The sequence below is a fragment of the Streptomyces mangrovisoli genome, assembly GCF_000974985.2.
Taxonomy (GTDB): Bacteria; Actinomycetota; Actinomycetes; order Streptomycetales; family Streptomycetaceae; genus Streptomyces; species Streptomyces mangrovisoli.
On record NZ_LAVA02000097.1, the window covers coordinates 12,829 to 31,327 of the forward strand.

15 protein-coding genes and 1 pseudogene are annotated in these 18,499 nt (G+C 71.8%); 7 read left to right on the plus strand and 9 right to left on the minus strand.

The window, feature by feature from the left end; translation table 11 throughout:
• Positions 1-79 precede the first annotated feature (79 nt).
• Entirely contained in the window at positions 80-1,216 is a 1,137-nt protein-coding gene (locus WN71_RS32535) for an FHA domain-containing protein (RefSeq protein WP_143074899.1), read from the minus strand.
• Positions 1,217-1,536: 320 nt separating this feature from the next.
• On the opposite strand from WN71_RS32535, the gene WN71_RS32540 reads away from it, so the two are divergent.
• The 6 genes from WN71_RS32540 (at position 1,537) to WN71_RS32565 (ending at position 8,570) form a co-directional block, all read left to right on the plus strand.
• Positions 1,537-3,105 (plus strand): coiled-coil domain-containing protein, encoded by a 1,569-nt coding sequence (locus WN71_RS32540; RefSeq protein ID WP_046592272.1) that lies wholly within the window; start codon positions 1,537-1,539, stop codon positions 3,103-3,105.
• Positions 3,106-3,246: 141 nt separating this feature from the next.
• Positions 3,247-3,720: an NINE protein gene (locus tag WN71_RS32545; protein WP_046592273.1), complete on the plus strand. Its 474-nt coding sequence runs from the start codon at positions 3,247-3,249 to the stop codon at positions 3,718-3,720.
• Positions 3,713-4,120, plus strand: a complete 408-nt coding sequence (locus tag WN71_RS32550; RefSeq protein ID WP_240529844.1) for a DUF2752 domain-containing protein — start codon at positions 3,713-3,715, stop codon at positions 4,118-4,120. Before WN71_RS32545 ends, WN71_RS32550 begins: the two co-directional genes overlap by 8 nt.
• A 265-nt stretch (positions 4,121-4,385) precedes the next feature.
• Positions 4,386-4,649, plus strand: coding sequence for a TM2 domain-containing protein (locus WN71_RS32555; RefSeq protein ID WP_046592275.1), 264 nt, complete (start codon positions 4,386-4,388; stop codon positions 4,647-4,649).
• Positions 4,650-5,736: 1,087 nt separating this feature from the next.
• Positions 5,737-6,618 carry an aminoglycoside phosphotransferase family protein gene (locus tag WN71_RS32560; protein ID WP_046592276.1) on the plus strand — a complete coding sequence of 294 codons (882 nt, stop codon included), beginning with the start codon at positions 5,737-5,739 and terminating at the stop codon, positions 6,616-6,618.
• Positions 6,619-6,803: 185 nt separating this feature from the next.
• Entirely contained in the window at positions 6,804-8,570 is a 1,767-nt protein-coding gene (locus WN71_RS32565; RefSeq protein WP_240529859.1) for an ATP-binding cassette domain-containing protein, read from the plus strand.
• A gap of 101 nt (positions 8,571-8,671) precedes the next feature.
• Here WN71_RS32565 and WN71_RS40360 read toward each other — a convergent pair whose 3' ends face one another.
• From WN71_RS40360 to WN71_RS32600, 8 genes and pseudogenes are all read right to left on the minus strand, one after another.
• The gene (locus WN71_RS40360; protein WP_240529845.1) at positions 8,672-11,629 is read right to left on the minus strand and encodes a tetratricopeptide repeat protein; all 2,958 of its coding nucleotides are present in this window, start codon (positions 11,627-11,629) and stop codon (positions 8,672-8,674) included.
• 50 nt (positions 11,630-11,679) lie between these two features.
• Positions 11,680-12,213 (minus strand): annotated as a pseudogene (locus WN71_RS43000) (NB-ARC domain-containing protein); the annotation flags it as partial.
• 284 nt (positions 12,214-12,497) lie between these two features.
• Complete coding sequence (locus WN71_RS32575) at positions 12,498-12,977, minus strand: hypothetical protein (RefSeq protein ID WP_071369905.1); 480 nt, start codon at positions 12,975-12,977, stop codon at positions 12,498-12,500.
• 221 nt (positions 12,978-13,198) lie between these two features.
• Positions 13,199-13,495 carry a hypothetical protein gene (locus WN71_RS32580; protein WP_046591932.1) on the minus strand — a complete coding sequence of 99 codons (297 nt, stop codon included), beginning with the start codon at positions 13,493-13,495 and terminating at the stop codon, positions 13,199-13,201.
• A gap of 130 nt (positions 13,496-13,625) precedes the next feature.
• Positions 13,626-14,045 (minus strand): hypothetical protein, encoded by a 420-nt coding sequence (locus WN71_RS32585; protein ID WP_046591931.1) that lies wholly within the window; start codon positions 14,043-14,045, stop codon positions 13,626-13,628.
• 108 nt (positions 14,046-14,153) lie between these two features.
• A complete protein-coding gene (locus WN71_RS32590; protein WP_046591930.1) occupies positions 14,154-15,716 on the minus strand; it encodes an APC family permease in 1,563 nt (520 codons plus the stop codon).
• Between the two features lie 241 nt (positions 15,717-15,957).
• Positions 15,958-16,791, minus strand: a complete 834-nt coding sequence (locus tag WN71_RS32595; protein ID WP_240529846.1) for a hypothetical protein — start codon at positions 16,789-16,791, stop codon at positions 15,958-15,960.
• A 220-nt stretch (positions 16,792-17,011) separates the two neighbouring features.
• Positions 17,012-17,800, minus strand: a complete 789-nt coding sequence (locus tag WN71_RS32600) for a VOC family protein (protein ID WP_046591953.1) — start codon at positions 17,798-17,800, stop codon at positions 17,012-17,014.
• 156 nt (positions 17,801-17,956) lie between these two features.
• On the opposite strand from WN71_RS32600, the gene WN71_RS32605 reads away from it, so the two are divergent.
• Positions 17,957-18,451, plus strand: coding sequence for a hypothetical protein (locus tag WN71_RS32605; protein ID WP_046591929.1), 495 nt, complete (start codon positions 17,957-17,959; stop codon positions 18,449-18,451).
• Positions 18,452-18,499 lie beyond the last annotated feature (48 nt).

Consider the following 18,499-nt stretch of genomic DNA (forward strand, 5'->3'; position numbering starts at 1 on the left):
CACCCGGGTGGACCGGGTGAGGAACCCCACCGCGGCCGGGGCCCGGCCGGTGGCCCGGAGGAAGAGGGACCGGGACGGGTCAGACGCCGGACGTGTCCGCGTCCTCGGGCAGGAACATGCGGGTCCGGCCGCCGCCGGCGGCCCCCAGGCGCGGAAGCTGCTGCTGCTCGTCGGAGAAGTGCTGCTGCCCGGAGAGGCGGAGCGTCACGGCGCCGGCGAGCACCAGCCGGTCCTTCTCCCGCAGGGTGACCGACTCGCCCGCGTCGAGGCGCCTGGGCGCCGAATTCGCGCGCTCCAGCACCGTGCCGTTGACCGAGCCGAGGTCGAGGACGCCGACCCGGGGATTGCCGGAGGTCCGCTCCACGCTCAGCATCAGGTGGCGGCGGCTCACCAGGTTGACGTCGGCGGGCGCGTCGACCTCGGTGGAGGCCAGGTTGATGCCGTAGCGCAGTTCGCCGCGGCCGACTTCGAGCGCGTCGCCCTCACCGACGGGAAAACGCAGGTACTCGTCGCCGGTGCGCGCGTCGGCGACGACGAAGGAGCGGGGGCGGGTGCGGGGACCGAGTCGGCGCACGGCGCCCTTGCAGCCGGTGCACACCGCGACGCCACGGGCGTCGAGCAGCGGCCAGTCGTGGAGCCGGTCCGGCCAGATCAGCGCCTTGAGGCAGCCCGCGTCCTCACAGCGCCAGTGGTGGCCGAGGATGCGCTTGTGCACCGGGTTGCGGTGGTCCAGGCGCTGATGGAATTTCAGATCCTTGCCCTCCAGGGCCCGGGAGACCACCTGTGCCGACACCGGCCGGATGCCGCTCGGCTCCAGGCGCACCGTCCCCGCCTCGGTGCGCCAGCCGAGGAAACGGGCGGGCGCGGAGGCGATCCACGGGAAGTCGCGCCGCAGATCGGTGAACTGGTCGCGGCTGATGACGTGCAGGCCGCGTCGCTCGGCGAGCGACAGCAGCGTCGGGTCGGCCGTCTTCGCGAAGTGCAGCTCGACCTCCTGTTCCAGTCGCCGCAGCCGCTCCTGGTCCTCCGCCGACAGCTGCCGACGCAGGGAGTTGTCGGCGACCAGGGTCAGCGGCGCGCGCTGCCCGTACTGCCGGTGCCACGCGTCCCGGACCAGGAACACCCGCTCCAGGAGCGGAAAGTGCCGCCCCGTCGGCGGCAGAGCGTCCGACCAGCAGACGTTGGAGACATCGACCACCGCTCCCGCAACCTTCATCACGCACCCCCGGCAGGACGTCGGCCCGGGGTCAGTCCACACCGAAATGCCGTCGCCATTACCACAATCCATGCCAGACAGATCGCTCTTTCACGAAATCTGCACTGGATCTCTCGAATGATGCTGGGTACATTAACGTTGTCGATCAAGCGGCGCAAGGGTTCTCAACACCCCGTCACATCCCCCTGACCTGCGCACAGTCAACGGATCCAGGGATTGGGCGACGGGGCGAGGACACCTGTCGTCACGGCGGCACGAACCGCACCTGTGGAGAATTCGAGGAGGCGGGACTCGGCCGCCGGCCATCCGGAGGGGACCAGTTGAGTCACATCGGCGCCTTGTGCGAACACGACGCCTCGTCGACGTGCGAGCGCTGCGAGGCGGAACTGCGTGACAGAGCCCGCGCGGAGCGGGAGGCCGACCGCGCACAGGAGGCATGGGAACGGGCACTGCGCGACTGGGAGCGGACCACCACCGAGCTGGAGGGCGCCCAGGCCCACCACGCGGCCCTGCTCCGCCAGGCCGACGGACTCGACGCCCAGGAACAGCAGAGGGCCGCGGCCGAGGCGGCCGAACAGGAGGCCGTCCGCGCGCGAGCGGCCCAGAACCGGTGGCAGGAGGCGCTCTCCGCCGCCCAGAAGGAAGCCGGCCGCCAGGCACGGCGCAACCTCGTCCTGCGCCTGATCGCCGTCGCCGCGACCCTCGACCTGCTGACCGCCGACTGGGCGGCCGCATGGTTCGTCGCCCTCGCCTTCGCGGGCGGCGCCGCCCTGGCCGCGGGACGTCTTCTGCTCGCCCTGCCGCGCCACCGCCGCCAGAGACAGGTCATCGCGGCGACCGGCGCCCCGTTCGCCCCGGACCGGCCGGTCCGGGGCCCGGCGACGGCTGCCCTGTGGGTCCTGGTGCAGCTTCCCGCGGTAGGAGTCGTCGCCTCGGCCTTCGCCCTGCTGGCCGACCAGAGCAACGCCTTCCACCTCTACGCCGACGACCAGGCTCTTGTCCTGGTCTCCGGGCTGTTCCACCTCGCGCTGATCGGCCCCACCGGCTTCCGCCGTATACGCGTGGAGAAGCCCTTCGGAGTGCTCCCCGAGGACTGGACCGCCATCAACGCCGCCTACAACAGGAGTTCCAGGTCCAACCCGTATCCCGGCTTCGACCTGGCCGGGGAGCTGATGGCCAGGTTCCGGGCGAAGCCCTACGTCAACCCGGAGCAGCCCGCCTCGCAGAAGGCGCGGTTCACCCGCGACATCGCACGCGGCCACGCCGAACGCGTCACCCGGCTCACGTCCGATCTCGAGAGCCTCGCCGCCGCGGCACACCTCACACCCCTCGCCCACTCCGGCATGGACACGCTGCGCGAACAGGAGTTGAGCAAGCGCCGCAAGGACGCCGCCGAGCGCGCCGTCCTTCTCGCCCAGGCACGCTCCCAGGCAGCCGCGGTCCGCCGGGAACGCGGACGCCCCCTCCTCGACGCCATCGCCTCCGCCATGCCCGGCCGCGCCGTGACCGGCTCCCTCGGCGAATGGAGCGACGGCCCCTGGTACGAGGCCCTCCCCGAGTCCGAGGAAGGCGGTTTCACGAGCCGACTGGACCTCCTGCGCGAGGGCCGCACCCCCCTCACGAACCGGAACGGCACAGCGGGGCTCCCCGACGGACCGCACCCCACCGCCGAGATCACCGACACCCGAGGGGAGCGCATCCTCCTGGTCGCCGTGTCCGGCGAGCGGGTCCACCTCGGCGTCCGGTGCGCCGCCTGCGGCCGCCACACGATCAGCCGAAGCGCCGTCACCGACATACCCAGCCTCCTCGCCGCGACCCATTCCATGCAGCACCGGTGCGAGCCGGGAACCGAAACGCCGCCGGCCCGCTCCCCCTATGCGGAGGCATGACGGGAGCCGCGCACAACGGACCAAGGGGGGCAAGCACGCGCCCCGACTCCCACAGCGCCCCGCTTCTCGTGCATGATGTCCGACCTGATCATCTCTTCACGTCTTCGCGGTTCACCCGCGCCGGCCCCAGGAGCAGTCCCCTTGAGCGAGCAGCCCCAGCAGCCGCAGCCGCAACAGCCGCAGCCGGGTCCCTACGGAACGCACCCCTACGGGCCGGACCCCGGCGGCTACGGATATCCCCAGCAGCCGCCCGGGGGTTACGGGTACGCCCAGCAGCCCCCGGGCGCGTACGGGTACGCCCAGCAGCCCCCCGGGCCGTACGGGTACCCCGGCGGTCCCGTGCCGCCCGGCACCTACACCGGGGACCCCAACGCCCCTTACGGATACGACCGGTTCGGCCGCCCGTACTCCGACAAGTCGAAGATCGTGGCGGGGGTGCTGCAACTGCTCCTCGGCGGCCTCGGCGTCGGACGCTTCTACATCGGCAACGTAGGCATAGGCCTGGCCCAGCTCTTCACCTGCGGCGGCTTCGGCATCTGGGCGCTCGTCGACGGCATCATCATGCTGACCAGCGACAACCAGACCGATGCCCAGGGCCGGATCCTGCGTGGCTGACGCCCTGTCGCGCCCTTGGTCGCTGCTCCGGCATCCGACGGCGGCACCCCTCGCGGTGCTCGCCGCCGGCGCGGCGGGCGCCGGGTATCTCTACGTCACCGATCCGCACCAGCCCGGACACGTCCTGCCCCAGTGTCCGTTCCGGCTCGTCACCGGCCTGCTCTGTCCCGCCTGCGGCGGCACCCGCATGGTGTACGACCTGATGCACGGTCACTGGGCCGCGGCCTGGCTGGACAACAGAGCCCTGTTGCTCGTGTCGCCCTACGCGCTGGCCCTGTTGGGGCGCTGGATGGTGGAAGGCCTGCGAGGGCGTCGCTGGCAGCCCCGGCTGAGCGGCCGCGCGCAGGTTCTCGTTCTGGCGCTCGCCGTGGCATGGACCGTAGCCCGCAACGTCGTGTAGGCCACGCGCCCGCGAGGAGGGCTCCGGCGGCTGATGCGGCGCGCCGAGACCCGACTTGACCGGGCGCCGCCTGCAAATGATCACGGAACGGGAACAATAGTTCGACGCAACTCCCATCCGCCCTTCATGGCTCCGTAAAGTCTCCACTCACAGGGGGATGGCTGTTGCGTGCTTCGCGGTGAGCTCCCTCCTGCGCTCATCCGGTCCGGAGCACGTACGCTCCGGGTCTTTGTGATTTCTCACGGTATCGCCAGGAGCAATTTCCATGACCGTCCCCACCCCTGAGGCCCCCTACGGCGTCGACCCGGCCGGCCGCCCCTACTCCGACAAGTCCAAGGTCGTCGCGGGCATCCTGCAGATCTTCCTGGGCGGCTTCGGCGCCGGCCGCTTCTACGTCGGCAGCACCGGCGTGGCCATCGCCCAGCTCTTCACCTGCGGCGGCCTCGGCGTCTGGGCGCTGATCGACGGCATCCTCTTCCTCACCAGCAACGACCGCACCGACAAGCAGGGGCGTGTGCTGCGCGGCTGACCAAGTCCGCCCGCTCCGCACCGTTCCCGGGCATGATCCCCACGGCCCGCTTCTCCGGCCCCCTCCCCGACGTCACAGGGAGGGGGCCGGAGCCGTATCCGCAAAAGCCCCCGGGGCGGCCGTCGCACCCGGGGCCCTGGCGGCAGCCTCCGCGCGTACAGCGGCTCCGGCCTTCCTGTCGGTGGCGTGGCGGACGGCGCCGCCCGTCCGGTAGTTGATGTCCAGGCCCTGCGCCTTGCCCAGTTGCCGGGTCAGGCCCTGGATGGTGACGGCGTCGAGCAGCGGGTGGTCCGTCTCGCGGGGTCCCGCCGGATACCGGCCGGCCAGTAGCCGCGCGCACGGGGCAGCACCATCCGCCGCACGTCCGCCGAAGGCCCCGACGATAGCCGCCGGTCCGCCCGCGCACGGTCCGCGACCGCGGACCTCACCCACGCGGACCCACGCAGCGGGCCAATTCAAGTCATCTCGTCGGCCCCTCAACTCCGGGCATCCACGGGCCGGTTCGAGAATCCTTTCTTCCGGCTCCGTCCCAGGCCATCCGGCTCGCCCGCGGGCGGCTCCCCGATACCGGGAGGGGTGTTCGGATTGTCCGGATCCCGATCTCGCCCCCGCCCGGTTGTCAGTGGCGTGACCGAGGGTTCCGTCTCGCAGTCCCCTCGCGCCTGACCGCGCCCGAACACGCCTGACCACGCAGCCTCATCACGCCTCACCGAGGAGACCGGTGCTTCCCACACACGCACGCAATCCCCCACTCGGGTCACGCCCTCGCCACTGTCCCCTTGACGAGTGAATCGAACGGACCAGGGCGCCGACCGCTCTTGACCACGGCGCCACATCTCGCACCTGCGCTCGACCCGTCGCCCGCTCCGTCCCGTATCCGCCCCGTGAACAGCCACGTTGTACGGGGTGCTCCCACCGATCCCTACCGAGGAGAAACCGTGAATCCTGTCCGTACGCTCCCTGCCGCCCACCCCGCGTTCGAAAATCCCCCCGCCCGGACCGTCAAGCCCGCGGTGTTCCAGCGTCCGGCGGACGCGCGCCGCGCCCCGTTCGCATCCGCATCACGACCGTCACCGAGGTGGGGGGCATGAGCGACGCGAAGGCACTGCCCACGGTGCTGCGCCGCTGGGCCGAGCGCGAGACCGGGGGCGTCACCGAGGTCCGGGACGCCTCGCACCCACGGGAGAACTCCCGGGTCTGGGAGCTCGTCGGCGGCAACGACTGCCGGTTCTATCTGAAGGTCTCCCCCACGGCGCGCGCCTACGAGCGCGAGACGTTCGCCCTGCGGCACGCGGCGCCCGCGCTGGGCGCCGGCCACGCACCCCACCTGCGCGCCTCCAGCGCCGAACACCTCGCGCTGCTGACGACCGCCGTGTCCGGCAGCCCGGTGAGCCGACTCCCCCTCACGGCGGCCGCCGAGCACGAGGCACACCGCCAGGGCGGCATGCTCCTGGCCCGGCTGCACGCGGCCGGCGACCTCACCGGCCACCGACGCACCGAGGCCGAAGGTGCGCTGCGCGCCGCGGCCGAGGGCGCGTACCGGCATCTGGAGAAGGCCGGTGACCGGCTGACCGCGGCGGAACACGCCCTGGTACGCCGACTCGCCGGCCGGCTGGCCGAGGCCGGCCCGGTGCCGCTCGGGTTCCTCCACGGCGACGCCCGGCCGAGAAACCTGCTCTGGTCGCGGTACGCGGCCTGGATCGACTTCGAACGGTCCCGATTCGCCCCCGTCGTCGAGGAGTTCGTCGTCATGTCCTGTGAGGTGTGGGTCGACCGACCCCGGCTGCGCACCGCCTTCCTGGGCGGATACGGCCGCGAGCTGACGGCGCGGGAGCAGCACGCACTGACGTGTCTGTCCGGCCTGGACGCGGTGAAGGCCCTCAACTGGGGCGAGGCGTACGGCGACCCGCTGGTCGCCGCGCGCGGGCGGCGCACCCTGGACCGGCTGATGACGGGGGTGTTCGCGTGAGGTTCCCCCGCATCACCAACCGGCAGCCGGCACCGGCAGCCGTACCGCACTCCCCGTCCACTGCCGGGGGAACCCCGGCCGTTCCCGCCGCACGCACGGCGGATCCGCGGCCCACGGCCCCCGTCGAGCTCGACTACCACGGGCGCAAGCACCGCCGCGCCATGGACGACGCCAGCCTGCGCGACATGGCACGCCGGATCCCGACCGCGCTCGCCCAGACGGCCCGGCTCGCCTGGTCCGTCGACCGCCGTATGACGATCACGATCCTCCTGTGCCAGCTGCTGTCCGGCCTCGGCACCGCGGTCATGCTCACCGCGGTCTCCAAGGCGCTGCCGCACCTCGCCACCTCCGACGCCCGGACCGGGCTGCGGGCGGCGTGGCCGTCGCTGGCCGTCGCGGTCGCCGCGATGGCGACCGGGGCCGGGATGTGGATCCTCGCGGACTGGGCGACCCGACGCCTCAACCCGAAGATCGCGTCCGCCGCCGATCTCACCCTGGTCGACCTGCACATGAGAGCCGAGCTGTCCGCCTACGACACCCACGGGTTCACCGACCGGAGCCAGGCCGCGGAGACCGGCGCCCTGCGCGCGGTCGATCTCGCGGACGACGCCAAGACCCTCACCAACGGACTCGTCCAGCTGGTGTCCGCGGCGACTGTCCTCACCTCGCTCCATCCCCTGCTCCTGGGCGTGCTGCTGCTGTCGGTGGTCCCGCGCGGGCTGGGCGGGGTGATCGCCGCGCGCATCGACTACCGCGTGCACGACCGCACCGTCTCCGCCCGCACGGTGCGCGGCATGATGCGCTGGTGGCTCACCACCTCCGAGCTCGCCGACGAACTGCGCGCCAACACCATGCGCCCCTACCTGCACGCGTGGTACCGGACGATGTGCGACCGCGTCGAGGGACGCGAACTCGAAGGAGCGCGCCCGTACTTGCTCGTGACGCTCCTCGCGGCATCCCTGGCGGGACTCTTCACGTTCGGCATGTGGGCGGCGCTGGCCGCGCTCGCCCTCTCGGGCGCCATGTCCACCGCGATCGCGGGCACCGCCATCGTCGCCTCGCAGACAGCCGGACGCGCCCTCAACTCGATCGTGCGGTACGGCGCCGTCATGTTCCACCACGGCCTCTACCTCAGCGACTACCACGCCTTCGTCGACGAGGTCCGCTCCATGACGACCGCACGCGGCACCGTCCAGGCCAAGGCGCCGCAGCAGATCCGCCTGTGCGAGGCCGAGTTCACCTATCCGGAGAAGGAGGCCCCGGCCCTGCACCCGATCACCCTCACCCTCAACCGCGGCGAGGTCGTCGCGCTGGTCGGCGAGAACGGCGCCGGCAAGTCGACGCTGATCCGCATGCTCACCGGACTGACGGTGCCGACCGGCGGAACCGTACGGTGGGACGACACCGACCTCGCGACCGCCGACGCGGAATCGGTGTGGCAGCACGTCGGTCTCGTCCCCCAGAAGAACGGGCACTGGCCGCTGCGCGCCCGGGAGAACATCACCCTCGGCCAGCCCCGCGAACACAGCGACGACCGGATCTGGGACGCCGCCACTCGCGTCGGCATGACCGAGGCCCTCGAAGGGCTCCCGCACCAGCTCGACACCCTGCTGGCCCGCTCGGTGTGGGGCGGGCACGAACTGTCCGGCGGACAGTGGCAACGCCTGGCCTGCGCGCGGGCGATGTACCGGGAACCGGCCGTGCTCGTCCTGGACGAGCCGACCAGCGAGATGGACGCCCGCGGCGAGCACCTGATCTTCCGCAAGCTGCGCGAGATGGCCCCGGACCGGATCACGGTCGTCGTCACGCACCGCCTGGACAACGTGCGGATGGCCGACCGGGTCATCGTCCTCGAAAAGGGCCTCATCCGTGAGGAGGGCACCTTCGACGCCCTCGTCACCACCGAGGGAAGCCTCCTGGGCGAGCTCTACGCCCTCAGCCAGGACCGCTGACCTGTCACCCCTCCCCTATCGGCGGGGCCGCGTCCCGACGCGGCCCCGCCTTGCCCCGCATCCCGACGCGGGGCCACGTTGGCTCTGCCCGACAACCAGGCCTAATCCGGGTTGCCCATCGCCCGACGGGCCTGTGCGAGCCTGTCGTCGAAGGCCTGGGTGACGGGGTGGTCCTCGCCCAGCAACAACGCGCTCACTTCCAGGTTCTGTCGGTGGAGCGGGATGGCCGCGGCCGGGTCGCCCGCCGTCTCGTAGGCGTTCGCGAGAAGGCTTCGGCACTCCAGGGACCGCGGGTGGTCACTGCCGAGGATCCGCGTGCCCGCTTCCACGTTCTGCGCGTAGAGCGGGATCGCCCGGGCCACGTCTCCCGCCACCTCGTAGGTGTCGGCGAGGTTGCCCCGGATCGTCAGCGTGTCGGGGTGGTCGTCGCCCAAGATCCGTACGCTCGCTCGCAGATTCTGCTCGCACACGTGAATCGCCCGGACCACGTCCCCGGCCAACCGGCAGGCGACGAAGAGGTAGTTCATATGAGCCAGGGTCTCCGGATGGTCCGCGCCCAGGATCCGCATGCTGGCTTCCACGTTCTGCTCGCGCAGCGGGATTGCCGCGGCCGCCTCCCCTGCCGTCTCGAGGGCGCCGGCCAAGTCGTTCCGGGAAGCCGAGGTCGTGGGGTGGTCGCCGCCCAGGAGCCGCTGCCGGTCAGCGAGCACCCGCTCGAACAGCCGGATCGCCTGGACGGTGTTCCCATCCGTCTCGTAGGCGTCGGCCAGGTTGTTGCGGGAGGCGAGGGTAATGGGGTGGTCGTCGCCCAGAACGCGCACGCTCGCTGTCACGTTCTGCTCGTACAGCTCGATCGCCCTGGCCACATCACCCGCCGCTCCGTACGCGCCGGCCAGGTTGATCCACGACGTGAGCGTGTCCGGGTGGTCGTCGCCCAGGAGCCGCTGCCGGTCGGCCAGCGTCTGCTCGTACAGCGGGATCGCCCGGCCCAGATCCTCTGCTGACCTGTAGGCACCGGCCAGGTTGTTGCGGAAGGTCAGCGTGTTGGGATGGTCCGCGCCCAGCACTCGCAGGCTGGCCGCCACGTTCTGTTCGTGCAGCGGGATCGCCCTGGCCACATCCCCCGCCGCCTTGTAGGCGTAGGCCAGGTTGTTGCGGGAGGCCAGCGTATCGGGATGGTCGTCGCCCAGAATCCGTAGCCGGTCGGCCAGCGTCTGCTCGAACAGCGGGATCGCCCGACCGGGATCCCCCGCCGCGTCGAAGGCGTAGGCCAGGTTGTTCCACGACGTGAGCGTGTCGGGGTGGTCGTGGCCCAGGACACGTTGCCGGTCGGCCAGCACCTGCTCGTACAGGGGGATCGCCCTGGCCGCGTCCCCCGCCGTCTCGTAGGCGCCGGCCAGGTTGTTGCGGGAGGTCAGCGTGTCGGGATGGTCGTCGCCCAGGAGCCGCTGCCGGTCCGCGAGCACGTGTTCGTACAGCGGGATCGCCCGGCCCAGATTCCCCGCCGTCTCGTGGGCGTAGGCCAGGCCATGTCGCATGGTGAGGGTGTTCGGGTGATCGTCGCCGAGGACCCGCCGAGCGGCTTGCAGGTTCTGCTCGTACAGCGTGAGTGCCCGGGCCACTTGTCCCGCGTCCTCGTAGGCGCTGGCGAGGTTGTGCCGGGAGGTCAGCGTGTCGGGATGGTCGTCGCCGAGAACCCGCTGCCGGTCGGCCAGCGTCTGCTCGTACAGCGGGATCGCACGGCCCAGATCCCCCGCCGTCTTGTGGGCGAAGGCGAGGTTGTTCCGCGAGGTCAGTGCGGTCGGATGGTCGGCTCCCAGGACCCGCACGCTCGCTTCCAGGTTCTCGTCGTACAGAGGGATCACCCCGGCCACGTCCCCCGCTGCCTGTAACGCGTGGGCCAGATTGTTCCGGGACGTCAGGGTGTTCAGATGGTCCTCGCCCAGGAGCCTCCGCCGGTCTTCGAGCACCTGCTCGTACAGCGGGATCGCACGGCCCAGATCCCCCGCCGCCTCGTAGGCGACGGCCAGGTTGTTCCGGGCCACCGGCGTGTCGGGGTGGTCGTCGCCCTGCACCCGGCGAGCGATGTCCAGCGTCTGTTCGTACAACGGGATGGCCCGCCCCAAGCTCCCCGACGCCCGGTAAGCGCCTGCGAGGTTGCTCCGCAGGGCCAGCGTGTCGGGGTGCTCGTCACCGCGCACCCGCCGGGCAACCTCCAGGGTCTCCTCGTACAACGGGACGGCCCGGCCCAGACTGCCCGACGCCCGGTAGGCGCCCGCGAGGCCGACCCGGACGGCCAGAGTGTCCGGGTGGTCGTCGCCGTCCACCCGCCGGGCTGCTTCTGCGGCGCGCTCGAAGTGACGGATGGCGTGTGCGGTCTGTCCCTGGCCTCCGAGATAGTGCGCCGTACGGGCGAGGACTGCGGCGGTGGCGTGGGTGTCGTGCCGGCGGGCGGAGTGCTCGGCCACGGCGTCGACGTGCGGGAGCAGCGTCCGCCAGGCCGGCCAGTCAGCGGGGTGTCCCACGTGTCGGGCAACATGGCGAGCAGGAGGGCGGTCGCGTCGTTCCTGGCCCGGTCGATGAGGCCGGGCTCGCGGTGGGGGTCCGGCTCCTTCCCGGCCGGCCGGTGGTCGTCCGGATCGGCGGGGTCGTCGGGGGTACGGGCGAGGGTCTGGACGAGGCGGTGGACGGACAGGGTGCTGGTGGCAGGGTCTTCGGTGGTCATGCTGTAGGCGGTGAGCAGGCCGAGTGCGCCGTGCACGGCGGGCAAAGTGCCCGCCCGCTCCAGGAGCTCGAAGGGAATGCGGTCGGGGGCGTACCAGGCGAGGACCCGCAGCAGGTGGGTGGCCAGAGGGCGTTGCCCGGCGATGGTGTCGAGGGTCAGGCGCCAGACGCGGGCGATCGTCACCTCGGAGGGCGTGAGCGCGGGCTCGTCGAGCATGGTGGCCGGATAGCGGGCGAGGAGGGCGAGGTAGCCGCGGGGGGTGAGCCCGGGGGTCTGGGCCAGGTAGGCGCCGGCCTGTTCGAGCGCCAGGGGCAGGTGGCCGAGTTCCGCGCACAGGTCGGCCGCACCGTCCATGTCCCGCGGTCCGCGGGCGCAGGCGTGGGAGGTGAGCAGGGTCAGGGACTCGCTCTCGCTCAGGACGTCGAGGCGGATGACGGTGGCGGAGCGCGGCCAGCCGAGGGTGAGCCTGCTGGTGATGAGGAAGCGGCCGTTGGGGGCTCGGGCGAGCAGCGGCTCGATGTCCTGGACCCGGTCCACGTTGTCGAGGACGAGGAGCCAGCCGTTGTGCGTGGCCAGCCATTGCAGGGCCTGCTTGACGAGTTCGTCGTCGCCGAGTGCTGCCTGGCGGAGCGCGGGTTGCAGTTCGACGGCCAACTGGGCCAGGTCCCGCTGGATCGAGTCGGCTGTGCCGGCGTCGATCCAGCGGATCGGCGTGTGCCCCCGTGCGCGCGTGGTGGCCCAATGGATGGCCAGGGCGCTCTTGCCGACGCCGCCCAGGCCGTGCACGGCCTGGATCACTGTGCCGCCCGGACCTGCCAGCGCCTCGTCGAGCCGCGCGAGTTCGGCGCTCCGGCCGATGAGAGGTCTGCGGTGGGGGAAGTTGTGGTCCAGACCCTGGGGGGTGGCGATCTCCGCCATCGGGCGGAGCGGGATGGTCACCACCCGGGCGTGGTCCCCGGTGATGTTGGTTCCGTAGTTGTCGCCGTCGACGACGATCGACCGAGCGCCGGAAGCCTGCGGCTGCGGCTGCGGCTGCGGCTGCGGCTGCGAGTGCCGATCCCGATCCGACTCCGACTCCTCCGGCTGAGCTTGCGGCTCCGGCTGAGCTTGCGGCTGCGGCTGCCGTTGCGCGGGAGTGCGCGCCCCCAGCGCCGAGGGGTCCGGCTTGCGGTGGTCGGCGTGACGCCGGCGGAACCACCGTTTCACGGGGTGGCTCCCGCGTTTCCGCCGTCGCCGTCGCCGGTGCTGACGGTGCCGCGGTTGTCCCCGCCGATGGCCACCGCCCGGTTCCCGGTCGCGGCCGTCCCGCCGGGCGGGGGCTGCGGCGCCGCCGGGGGGCCGGTCGGGGCGGGGCCGGGACCGGCCGGTGCCGCGATGGTGGTGCCGTCGCCCGTGATGATCGTTCCGTGGCTGTTCCCGCCGATCGCCACCGATCGCTCGCCCGACGCCGTGACGGATTCCGCGGCGGCTGTGGCCGTCTGCCGCCCGCCGGTGGCGTACCCGTAGCCGCCCATGCCCGCCAGGGCCGCCACCGCGGAGCCCGCTCCGCACGCCAGGCCCCATCGGGTGGCGTCGTCATGGATCGCCGTCGCCAGGATCAGCGCCCCGCACAGCCATGTCGCCGCGCCGAACGCGGCGACTGTGACCGCGACCGCCGCCACCCACCTGCCGGTCTGTCCCACGGTCCCCCCTTGTTGTCTCTCGGCTCTCCCGGCACGCGGCCGAAGCCGTCAGCGCGGTGCCCCCTGTCCGAGTATTCCCATCCGCCTGGAACGAGTCTCCTCGCGCGAAAAAGGCACAGCTGGACGATTCGGCAAACTGACCGCCGGTCGCGTTCCCCTTGCCCCGCACCGTCGACCAGGGTTCCCCGTGGCGCTCCCCCTCCCCCCTCCAGGTCAGGGGGTCAGGGCGTGTCTCCGGAGTGGTAGAAGCGGCAGATCACCCCCGGGCCGGTCGGGCGGGGTTCACCGGGACGCGGGTCGTACAGGGCGCGGCCACCGGGCCACTGCGACAACTCGGTGGACAGGGCGGCGCCCGCGTCGATCTCCTCGGCCCGCCAGTCGTGGATGTCGAGCAGCAGGCCGTCCAGCGGCCCTCCGACCAGTACGGCGTAGGTGCGGTGCGGAAGCGGGCCCGGGTCGGGGGCGTCGTGGTCGCGGCCGTAGACCCGGCCCCTCAACAGCTGCTCGTCACCGTTCATGACGTACACACTCGCAGCCACCACTGACAACGCGGGCCCGACGCAGGGGCGCACTCCGTGACGGCGGCTCGGGCAGCCGGGGCGGTGAGCGGACGGACGGCGCACCACCTCGCTGTCGTACGACGGCCGGTCAGGCGCCGGCGAAGACCTCCTCGGGGGCGTCGTCGAGGATGAACCCGTTGTCGAGCCGGACGCGGACGGTGGCGCGGAGCATGTGTCGCTGATGGGCGACCCAGTCCGCTTCCAGGTCCCCCACCTGCTGCTCCGCCTGCTTTCTGCTCGCCGGCGGCATCTGGGGGCCGTAGTCGTCGAGGAGCGACTTCAGGCGCAGGTACTCGCGGACCTCGTGGCTCTGCTCGCGCTGATGCTCGTCCACACGCTCGACGACGCCCTCGACGCCCGCTGCCAGGGCCACGGAGACGGCCGGCCCCACCGGGGGCGCTCCGGCGAGGTCGACCTGGGGCTCTCCCGCGGGGTCGACCGGGGCCACCGCGCCCGCGAGCCGCAGATCCGTCGCCAGCCGCACCCGTTGGCCCACCTTCAACGTCATCGGTCTTCGTCTTCCTCGTCGGTCACCGGTGACCCGGTACAGAGCGTTTCGCCACGTGTACGCGGGCGGGACACGATCATCCCACTCCGCACCACGGGTGCTGTCCGTTCAATGCCCTTCCCGGTCGTGGGAGGAGACGGGGATCGTGTCCTTGCGGAAGTACGACGGGCGGAAGGCGCTGTACGCGAACATCAGGACGGCTCCGAGGAGGAGGGCGCCGATGCCGGTGACGAAGACGCCGCCGAGCTGCCGGTGCGGCGGGAACGGCAGGGTCCACGAGGTGCTGCCGTAGTCGGCGGCGGCGTACACGAAGCAGGCGTTGACGAAGAAGTACAGCAGCATCACTCCGCCCAGGCCCGGCATGATGCCGCGTGTCCACAGGTCGTGGGCGCTGCGGGTCAGGACCTTGCGGTAGTACCAGACGCAGGCGAAGCCCGTGAGGCCGTAGTAGAAGGCGATCATCAGGCCGACCGATCCGATGGAGTCGGCCAGGACGTTCTCGCTCACCCGGGTCAGGATCACGTAGAAGACGATCGAGGCCAGGCCCATGCCCACCGTCGACCAGGTCGGGGTGAGGAACCGGGGGTGGATACGGGCGAAGCGCTGCGGGATGGCCTTGAACGCCGCCATCGACAACGTGGTGCGGGCGGTGGGCAGGATCGTCGTCTGGGTGGAGGCCGCCGCCGAGGTGAGGACCATGACGATCAGGAGCTTGGTGGCGACCGTGCCCCAGCCGCCGGTGCCGAAGACCTCGGCTCCGAGGCTGGACAGGACGTCTCCCGAGTTGTCCGGGTTGCCGAGGCCGATGCCCTTGTCGCCCACCCCCGCGAAGGCCTGCGCGGACGTGGTGACCATGACGTAGACGAGCAGCAGGATGACGGTGGAGATGACGGCGGCGCGCCCGGGCGTCCGGTCGCGGTCGGCGGTCTCCTCGTTCACGGACACCGCGGTGTCCCAGCCCCAGTAGATGAACACTCCGGCGAGGATGCTCTTGGTCAGGTCGTCGAAGGAATTGATCTCGAAGGGGTTGAACCACGACCACGAGATCTCCGAGGAGACGCCCGGCGCCGTGCCGCCGTACACCTTGACCAGCGCGGTGATCGACAGCAGGAACAGCACCACGACCTCGATGGTGAGCAGTGCCTTCTGGAGGTTGGCCGACAGCTCGATGCCGATGTAGCAGATCAGGGTCATCAGGGCGATCCACAGGACGCCGACGAAGGTGACCCAGAAGGTGTTCTGCGCCAGCCCGTCCGCGCCGATGAGCTGGAAGCCGTACGCGCCGGCGATCTGCGCGAGATTCGCCATGACGATGATGTCGGCCGCGACGATGCCCCAGCCGCCCAGCCAGCCGGTACGGGGGCCGAAGGCGCGCGCCGCCCAGGTGAACGTGGTGCCGCAGTCCGGGTCGGCCCGGTTCAGTTCCTTGTAGCCGTAGGCGATGAGGAACATCGGGACGAACGCGAGGATGACCACGATCGGTGACTGGAAGCCCACGATCCCGACGATGACGCCGAGGGTCGCCGCGAGGCTGTAGGCGGGGGCCGTCGAGGCCAGCCCGATCACCGTGCTGGAGAAGAGGCCGAGGGCGCCGCCCTTGAGGCCCTTGTCCGTGGCGCCGGGGCCCAGTGGGGGCAGCGGCGCGGGCGGCGGGACGGATGGTGAGCTCATGACGCCCTCCGGAACCTGGTGGCGCCCGCCGGGGTGGACCGGGCGCACGCTGTCCCCCGCCCGGTCACCCGAGCGCTCCGTGCGTCACGGGGACCGCTCGACGAACCGGGCCGCTTTGACCAGCATGAACCCGCTCGCCGACAACCGGTAGTCGAGCCGCCTTCCGGGCGACCGCGGGCCCACCGGACACCGGGTCGGACCCACCGGGTACGGGGTCTCCAGGCGCCGCGTCGGCGCCCCGCTAGCCGAGCCTGCGCAGCACCCCGGCGACAGTGGCCCGGTACGTTCGCAGCGCCCGCAGTCCGGCGGCGTAGCGGGCGCGGTGTCGTGCGATGTCCGCGGCCTCCTCCCGCGCCCGCACGGTGTGCCAGGTCTCGGCCGTGTGCAGGCGGCGTTTGCAGGTGACGTCCGCGACGGCGGTGGAGCGCTCACGTTCCGTATGCCGGGTGTTGCCGTCGCTGCCCCGGTGCCAGGCGGTGTCGGTGAACGCGGCGACCGGGTCGGGATAGCGCGTGAGGCCTTGCTCCGCCACACAGCGGGACCACGCGTCCCACGCGTCGCGCAGGCGCGGGTCGCGCTCGACCGCCTTGTCGACCTCGGGGGTCCGCGTGCTCGCGTAGAGCCAGTCCCGCTTCGCGTCGATGCCGTGCATCAGACTGCGGCTCGCGTCGGCGCTGCAGGCGGGGAAGTCCGCGTATTCGGCTTGGGTCATACGGCGACCCTCCGGCTGGGAGGCGAGGGGCTTTGCCGGGTCCCAGCCGTAGCCCCAGCGGCGCGCGGCGGCGAGATCCAGGGCGCCGTATTCCGTTCCGACGGCCGTGGAGACGATCGGGTCGACGGGGTAGCGGGGGTCGAGCGGGAAGTGCGGGTGGCCACGTCCGGCCATGCACTGCCGGACCAGCAACGCCTGCGCCTGCTCCGATCGTTGGTAGTCCCGCGGTGTGAAGTCGTAGCGGTCGGCAGGCAGGGGGCCGAGGTCGGACGCCGTACGAACGACGCCGGGCCCTCCCGCGCCGGAGACACAGATCGCCGCCAGCACCACTACGGCGCCCAGCCGCCAACCCCGTCCCGTCATGCGCACAGATGCTAGCGGGCGGCGTACGGCGAGCGCGGGTCGCCCCCCCCGACAACTCACCTGCACACGAAGGGACTTCGAGGAAATCGAGTCGTCGCCCGACGGGACCGGACGCAACCGCCCGACCTCGTCGCCCGACGAGACCGAGCGGGACCGGGCGGGACTGGGCGGAAGCGTCCGACAGGACCGGACCACATCCGCGGGTCCGGACGGAACCGGTCTACATCCGCGGGTCCGGCTTCAGCAGGGCGAACACCGCCCCTGCCGGGTCGGAGGCCCACGCGATCCGGCCGACCTCGGGAACGTCCGCCGCCGGCATCACCACGGCGCCACCGCCGCTCTCGACCTTCGCGACGGTGGCGTCGACGTCCGTCACGTGGAAGTACGGCACCCAGCAGGGCACCGTAGCCGACCCGTCGCCCCCGCCCTGCGGCGCGACGCCGCCGAAGGACCCCTCCTGTTGGTCTCCCTCGCCGATGCTGAGCACCCGGTACGTCATCCCCGGGGTCTGCATCTCGCTGTACCGCCAGCCGTACACCCCGGCGTAAAAGCGGATCGCGGCGACCGGGTCCGGTACGTGGAGCTCCACCCACACCAGGGTGTTCGCCTCCGAGGCCGTCTCCAGCCCGCCGGTCTTCCCGGGCTGCCAGGTGGCGAACTGCGCGCCCTGCGGGTCGGTGAACTGGGCGAGCCAGCCCTCGCCCATGACATCCATGGGCTCCATCCGCACGGTTCCTCCCCCGGCTCGCACGGCCTCGGCGGTGGCCTGCGCGTCGGGGCTCTGGAAGTGCACCATCCACGCGGAGCGCGCGCCCTCCTCGGTGAGTTGCCCCAGCGCGGCCACCGTCTTGCCACCGGTCCGGAAGAAGCCGTAGCCGCCCGCCTCGGGTCCCGCGGAGACGAACTCCCATCCGAAGACCGCCCCGTAGAAGGCGGCGGCCGCGCCGGTGTCGGGACTGCCGAGGTCGAGCCAGTTGGGCGATCCGGTACGGAAGGCGGTGCCGAGCATGCGGTTCTCCAGCGGGTGGGTGACAGGGTCGCTGGCCACCATGCCCACCCCTCGCGCACATAACGGCGCACGGCCGCCCGAGCCCCGGCCGATTCATTCGTTCGGGGGAGCCAACCGTGGTTGGATCAGGACCTGGTCTGCACGGGGGTGGCTCGTATGCTGCTGCAGAAGCAGGAGATCGTCGGCGTGAAGTCGGTGGGCAGCGGTCGCGTGCTGGGCGCGGTCGAGCTCGATCGGTGCCTGTTCAACGGGGCGGTGCTGGCTCAATTCGACGACCCGGGGCTGGGTTTGGTCGTCAGGGACGTGACCGCCAGGCGGTGCCGGGCGACGCGGTGCGTGGTGCAAGGGGTGCGGTTCGAGGACGTCCGGGTCGACGGGCTGGCGATCACCTCGCTGCTTCACCTGCACGGCTGCGTGTTCAAGCACGTCACGCTGGCCGGCAACATCGGCCCGCTGATGGCGACTCCCCCGAACTTCGGGCTGCCGCAGGACCTGCAGGACCGGTTCACGGCCGGGATGGTCTCGTACTACGCGGACGTCGACTGGGCCCTGGACATCTCCAGAGCCGCGGTCGCACCCACGCGCTCCAGGCACTTCGCGACCTACAAGGCCGAACTCGAGGTACTGCGATCGGAGGGCCTTGCCGACTGAGCCCTCCGCCGGACAGCGGTCTCAACCGGGCCTGTTCCTGCGGCACTT